Annotated in this window: 5 protein-coding genes; 3 read left to right on the top strand and 2 right to left on the bottom strand. The window is 64.9% G+C overall.

The features are described 5' to 3' along the window. Window positions 1-842: GMC family oxidoreductase (locus tag ACK6AU_RS23285; RefSeq protein ID WP_409301659.1), on the top strand; the 842-nt coding region annotated here is incomplete at its 5' end. Between the two features lie 104 nt (window positions 843-946). Beyond that, complete coding sequence (locus ACK6AU_RS23280) at window positions 947-2569, top strand: MFS transporter (RefSeq protein ID WP_409301657.1); 1623 nt, start codon at window positions 947-949, stop codon at window positions 2567-2569. Between the two features lie 49 nt (window positions 2570-2618). Here ACK6AU_RS23280 and ACK6AU_RS23275 read toward each other — a convergent pair whose 3' ends face one another. Continuing rightward, on the bottom strand, window positions 2619-3836 hold the full coding sequence (locus ACK6AU_RS23275; protein WP_409301655.1) for a DUF2599 domain-containing protein: 1218 nt from the start codon (window positions 3834-3836) through the stop codon (window positions 2619-2621). 203 nt (window positions 3837-4039) lie between these two features. Between ACK6AU_RS23275 and ACK6AU_RS23270 the strand changes: the two genes are divergently transcribed. Next, the gene (locus ACK6AU_RS23270; RefSeq protein WP_409301653.1) at window positions 4040-4777 is read left to right on the top strand and encodes a glycine-rich domain-containing protein; all 738 of its coding nucleotides are present in this window, start codon (window positions 4040-4042) and stop codon (window positions 4775-4777) included. 106 nt (window positions 4778-4883) lie between these two features. On the opposite strand, the gene ACK6AU_RS23265 is transcribed toward ACK6AU_RS23270, so the two are convergent. Beyond that, window positions 4884-6341, bottom strand: a complete 1458-nt coding sequence (locus ACK6AU_RS23265; RefSeq protein ID WP_409301651.1) for a serralysin family metalloprotease — start codon at window positions 6339-6341, stop codon at window positions 4884-4886. Between the last annotated feature and the right edge of the window lie 186 nt (window positions 6342-6527).

Raw genomic sequence — 6527 nt, 5'->3', positions numbered from 1 at the left:
GCGTCGGCCCGGCGAGGAGGGTGCGTGGTCTGGGCATCGGAGGCGCCCGCGCCCTGCCCGGGGTCGGCGGCAACCTCCAGGACCACCTGCAACTGCGGCTGATCTACAAGCTGGACAACGCCCGCACCCTGAATCAGATCGCCGGCAGCCTGTGGGGCAAGATGGGCATGGGCCTGCGCTACCTGTACGACCGCAGCGGCCCGCTGTCCATGGCTCCCAGCCAGCTCGGCGCCTTCGCCCGCTCCAGCCCCGAGCAGGCCACCGCCAACCTCGAGTACCACGTGCAGCCGCTGTCCCTGGAACGCTTCGGCGAACCCTTGCATGACTTCCCGGCGTTCACCGCCTCGGTCTGCGACCTGCGCCCGCAAAGCCGTGGCCGGGTCGAGATCCGTTCCGTGGACGCAGGCCAGGCGCCGCTGATCCAACCCAACTACCTGAGCCATCCGCAGGACCTGCAAGTGGCCGCCGACGCTATCCGCCTGACCCGGCGCATCGTCGCCGCCCCGGCCCTGCAAGCATTCCGGCCCAGCGAGTACCTGCCCGGTGCGTCATTGCAAAGCCAGGAGCAATTGCATGAAGCCGCGGCGAAGATCGGCACCACCATCTTCCATCCGGTGGGCACCTGCCGCATGGGCCATGACACCCAGGCCGTGGTGGACGCCCAGTTGCGGGTACGCGGCATCGCCGGGCTGCGCATCGCCGACGCGTCGATCATGCCGCGCATCACCTCCGGCAATACCTGTTCGCCGACCCTGATGATCGCCGAGAAGGCCGCCGAACTGATTCTGGCCACGACCACAAGGAGCCCTGCCCCGGAAAAACAAACCGCCTCCCCCGCCTGACCCCACCCTGGCAGGAGCGAGGACTGCGAAAAGATGCAGATAGCGACGCCATGACTGGCGCCGACAGTGGAACAACAAAAACAATCACTGTGAGGGATATCGATATGTCGGAACATGCTCAAGCGATGGACTCCACGGCCGTGGCGCCCACCAGCAAGGAAAGCCAGAAAGTCATCTTCGCCTCGTCCCTCGGTACCGTCTTCGAGTGGTACGACTTCTTTCTCTACGGTGCCCTGGCGGCGGTGATCAGCAAGCAGTTCTTCGCCGGGGTCAACGACACCACGGCCTTCATTTTCGCCCTGATGGCCTTCGCCGCCGGCTTCGTGGTGCGGCCCTTCGGCGCCCTGGTGTTCGGCCGCCTGGGGGACATGATCGGGCGCAAGTACACCTTCCTCGCCACCATCATCCTCATGGGCCTGGCCACCTTCGCCGTGGGCCTGTTGCCCAACTACGCCAGCATCGGCATCGCCGCGCCGATCATCCTGGTGGCCTTGCGCATGCTCCAGGGCCTGGCCCTGGGCGGCGAGTACGGCGGCGCCGCGACCTACGTGGCCGAGCACGCCCCCCAGGGCAAGCGCGGCCTGCACACCAGCTGGATCCAGTCCACCGCGACCCTGGGCCTGCTGCTGTCGCTGCTGGTGATCCTGGCCTGCCGCTACTTCACTGGCGATCAGTTCGACGTCTGGGGCTGGCGCTTGCCGTTCCTGCTGTCGATCGTGCTGCTGGGCATCTCCACCTGGATCCGCATGAGCCTGCACGAATCGCCAGCGTTCCTGAAGATTAAGGAAGAAGGCCAGGCCAGCAAGGCGCCGATCCGCGAGTCCTTCGGCAATTGGGAAAACCTCAAGGTGGTGCTGATCGCCCTGTTCAGCATCAACGCCGGGCAGGCGGTGACCTTTTACGCCGCGCAGTTCTACGTGCTGTTCTTCCTCACCCAGTTCCTCAAGATGGACCCGGCCCTGGCCAACAGCTTGCTGATCGCCAGCGTGGTGATCGGTGCGCCGCTGTTCATCTTCTTCGGTTGGCTCTCGGATAAGGTCGGCCGCAAGCCGGTGCTGATGCTCGGCCTACTGCTGGCCACGGTGCTGTACTTCCCGATCTTCAAGGGCCTGGCCCACTACGCCAATCCGGCCATCGACCAGGCCAGCCGCCAGGCGCCCATCACCGTCACCGCCGACCCGGCCACCTGCACCTTCCAGTTCGACCCGGTGGGCAAGGCGCGCTTCGACAGCCCCTGCGACAAGGTCAAGACCTTCCTGGTGAAACAGGGCCTGCCCTACTCCAGCATCGCCGCCCCGGCCGGCAGCCCGGTGCAGGTCAGCATCGGCGAGGTGAAGATCGACGGTTTCGACGAGGCGGCCCTGCGTGGCGCGGTGACCCTGGCCGGCTATCCGCAACAGGCCGATAGCCGGAACGTCAACAAGGGCATGGTGGTGGCGCTGATCGTGGCCCTGATCCTGATCGCCGCCATGTGCTATGGCCCGCTGGCGGCGCTGATGGTGGAACTGTTCCCGACCCGCATCCGCTACACCTCGATGTCCCTGCCCTACCACATCGGCAATGGCTGGTTCGGCGGCTTCCTGCCCACCGTGTCCTTCGCCCTGGTGGTGTACACCGGCGATATCTTCTACGGCCTGTGGTACCCGGTGGCGATCACCGGGACCAGCCTATTGGTGGGTTTGCTGTGCCTTAGGGAAACCCGCAAGGTCGACATCAACCGCCACTGATCGCCACGGCTGCCGGCCAGGGCACGGCCCTGGCCGGCAGAACCGTCACTCAGGTGTTGTTGCAGCCCTTGGCGATGGAGTCCTCATTGGAGGTGTAGGGGCGCGAGGGCTCCAGGTTCCACTGCGGCTTGTCCCGGGCGATGTTGAAGTGGCAGACCAGCTGGCGGCGCATGCTGCCCACCGTACTGTCACGGTTGTCCGGGTTGTTCTTCCACTGGGCGTCCAGGTAGTGGTCGCTGGCCAGCTCGTTGAAGAAGTTGTTGGTCTGGTTGTCCTGGACCTTGCGCCCGCAGTCGGTGGGGGTGACTTCCAGGGTCATGACTTTCTTGCCGAAACCCGGGTCGTCCCGCTCGATCCAGGTGGCGCTCTGCACATAGCGTTCGCAGCTGTTCTTTTCGGTGATGGGGTAGATCACCTGCTTCTTGTTGTCGTAGACGAAGCTCGCCTCCTGCTGGGGTGTCTGCGGCAACTTCATGTTGATCACCGGCAGGTATTGCTGGACCGCCTTGTACCACTGGATCTGGTTCAGGCGCGCGCCTTCCAGGCCGGCCTCCTCGGTGTAGAACAGCGCCAGGATCGACGGCGACTGCGGCGGCTTCTCTTCCCACTTGGCCAGGCGCAGCTCGTTCTGGGTACCGAAGGATTCGGCGGCGATCTGCGCCATGGAACGGATGCTCTGGTAGAACGCCGGACCGGCCGCGGCATTGCGTTCGTCACGCACGTCGAAGGAGCACTGGCGCGAATGGTCGCCACGGTTCTGCCGGTAGTTGGCACCCCATTGCTCGGCGGTGGTCACGCCAATCTCGTGGCAGTACTTCTCGACACTGCCCGGGGTACGCCGCGAGTCGGTGCAGCCTTGCTGCTGGCGATCGTCGGTGGCGGCATCGATGGGGAAGGAACACAGCACGGCGTAGTCCTGGTGATCCTTGGGGTTGCCGAAGATGGTGTCGAAGATGAAGCCGCTCTGCAGGCCGTAGGCCAGCTTGCGGAACTTGGAGTCCTTGCGCAGGTAGGACGCCGAGACACCGCCACTGGCCTGGCTTTTCGGGCTGATGCTGTAGAACTGGTAGTCGGTGGAGGGCCAGGTGGCGCGAAACAGCACCCCCGAGCAGAGGAACGCCGGCTTGGACGGACCGCCACAGTCCTGGCGGGTGTCGTTGTACAGCTGGTTGAGACGGGCCACCGTATCGCTGCCTTGGTCGGCCTGGACGGGGGGCAGCAGGCACAGGCCGGCCAGGCCCATGGCAAGGGAAATGCTGAGTTTCATGACATGACTTCCGTGTGGAGTGAGTTCCCTGGCCGGTCGCCAGCGCGACCGGCGCCTGCCAGAGGATAGAAGCGCGGCCTTGCGCCACTGGGGTTTTTCCGTTGGCTGTCCCTGATCGCCGCGGCCTCGGGTCAGCGCTGCGCGGCTTGAACAACGCGCGACTTTGCGCCACTGTCTCGGCATTTTTGCGCTGGAGACCTTGCATGCTGTTCATCTTTCCTACAGTGGCGGCCCTGGCCTTGGCCCTGTTGTTCTGGCGCCGGCAGAAAGCCCTGGTGGCACTGCGCCGCGAAGCCTTCATCCGCGACTTCAACCTGCCGCCCGGCTTGTTCACGCCCCTGCGGACCCGGCATCCGCAGTTGACCCTCAAGGATTGCCAGCTGGTGGCCCAGGGGTTGCGCCAGTTCTTCCTGGCCTACCTCAAGAGCGGCCAACGCTATGTGTCGATGCCCTCCCAGGTGGTAGACGATCTGTGGCACGAGTTCATCCTCCACACCCGGGAATACCAGGCGTTCTGCCACAAGGCCTTCGGCCAGTTCCTGCACCACACCCCGGCGGCGGCCCTGGGCCAGAATGCCGAGCGCCGGAGCGACGACGGCCTGCGCCGGACCTGGCAGCAGGCGTGCCGCGAGGAAAACATCCACCCCGCCCACCCCAGCCGCCTGCCGCTGCTGTTCGCCCTGGACGCCAAGCTGAAGATCGCCCAGGGCTTTCACTACGTCGCCGATTGCCAGTCCCTGCGGCGCCTGACCGATAGCGGCGCCACCAGCACGGTGATCCATTGCGGCAGCGAGTTGCACAGCAGCGCCTTCGACAACGACTCGTCCTCCAGCGGCTCCGACAGCGACAGCTCGCGCTTCGGCGGCGATGGCGGCAGCAGCGATGGCGGCGGCGATAGCAGTGGTTGCGGAGGTGGTGGTTGCGGCGGCGGCGGCGACTGAGCGCCGGGGAAACCTGTGGCGGCCGCGCTGCTACCGAACAGGTGGCGGGCCCTGGCCGACAGAGTGGAGGCGGTGCATCGCGCGCCGCTCCACTGGACCTGATCGATCAGGCGATGATGTCGGTCGTTGCTGCCTGGCCGACGATACCCACGGCGAAGTCCGCCGTGCCGTGACCGGTGAGATCAATCAGCAGGCTGCTCTGGTGGGTGCCGGCGTTGTAGCTGAGGATCGCGTCGCCCGCATGGCCACTGAAGGCCTTGACGAAGTTCAGGGTTGCGCCGCCGGTGGCGAACTGCGCGATACCAGTGAGGTCGATCTTGTCCTGGCCGCTGGTGAAATCCATGATCCAGTCCGACGCGTTGACGGTGGAATCCGACGCCGCGCCGAAGACGAAGGTGTCCGCCCCGCTTCCACCCCACAGGGTGTCGGCGCCGCCACCACCGTAGAGGATGTCGTTGCCGGCACCACCCTTGAGGACGTTGGCCGCGGCGTTACCGATCAGCAGGTCGTTGCCGGAACCGCCAATGGCGTTCTCCACGGTCACGCCATAGGCGATGGAGACGTTGCCCACCAGGCCGCCAACGTCGGAGAAGGCACCGGCGTTGAGGTTGATCTTCTGGTTATGGCTGAAGCCGGAGAAGTCCAGGGTGTCGTTGCCACCACCGTCCCACACCGCGAACACCAGCTTGTCGCTGTTGGAGTGGGCGCTGTAGAAGTCCCGGCCGGTGTTGGAGTTGAAGCCGTACACGGTGTCGTCGGCACGGGTCTGGTAGTTGGCGCCGTAGAGCTTCTGCACCGCGACGATATCGTCCACCAAGGGTGCCGAGGCATAGGCGCCACTGCCGTCCTTGCTGAAGTTCTGCCCGGTGTTGCTCTCACTCCAGTAGCTCATCAGGCTGTAGCCACGGGTGTCCTGGGCGTAGCTGGCGTCCTTGTAGGTGGGGTTGCCATTGCCGGCGTTGTAGGTACCCGGATGGGACAGGCCCAGGGTATGGCCGATCTCGTGGGTCAGGGTCTGGCGCCCGTAATTGCCGGTGCCGGGAGTCTCGTTGACCCGGTACTGGCTGTTGATCAGGTACCAGGACTGGCCGTCGTAGCTACCACCGGACGGCAGGTAGGCGAAGGCCGCGCCACCGGTGCTGACGTTGTAGTTGCCGAAGGTCATGTGCCCGTCGCCGCCCTTGGCCGCCTCGGTGAAGCTGAGGTTGGCCACATCCGCCCAGGATTGCATCGACAGCACGGCCTGGGCCTTCTGCAAGGCGCTGAACTGGCTGAAGGTGCCCAGGGACGGGTTGTAGTTGGCGGGTTTCTCGGTGAGGAAGGTGTAGGTCAGGTCGATCTTGCCGTCACCGTTCTTGTCGTGCCAGGACAGGTTCTTGCGCAGGATCGCATCCGCGGCCTGGTCGGCGGTGAACGACGGCTTGCCGTTCACCAGATCGCTGCCACCCCGGTCATAGCGGTGGCTGAAAGCCTGTACCTGTTGGTAGGCGTTACTGGCTTGTGCGGCCTGGTCGGCCCAGTTCCAGGTGATTTCCGACAGTGCTTTTGACAGTGTCTTTGACATTGCTACGTCCTTGTTCCAAACAAGATGATGTTCGATAGAACACAAACGACCCCGCCTGCGAGATCGTCCTATCACTCGCCCAAAGAGGCGTTGGAACGCTGACACACTGATCGGCGGCCAGTCCACGGTTTTCTGCGCCCGACCACGACGTGATGCCTCCACTGGCGCGGAGTCGATATCGCTCGC

The organism is Pseudomonas sp. KCJK8993, from assembly GCF_046230915.1.
GTDB classification, from domain to species: Bacteria; Pseudomonadota; Gammaproteobacteria; order Pseudomonadales; family Pseudomonadaceae; genus Aquipseudomonas; species Aquipseudomonas piscis.
The sequence above is the reverse complement of the archived record's forward strand: the minus strand, read 5'-3'. Positions and strand labels throughout refer to the sequence as shown.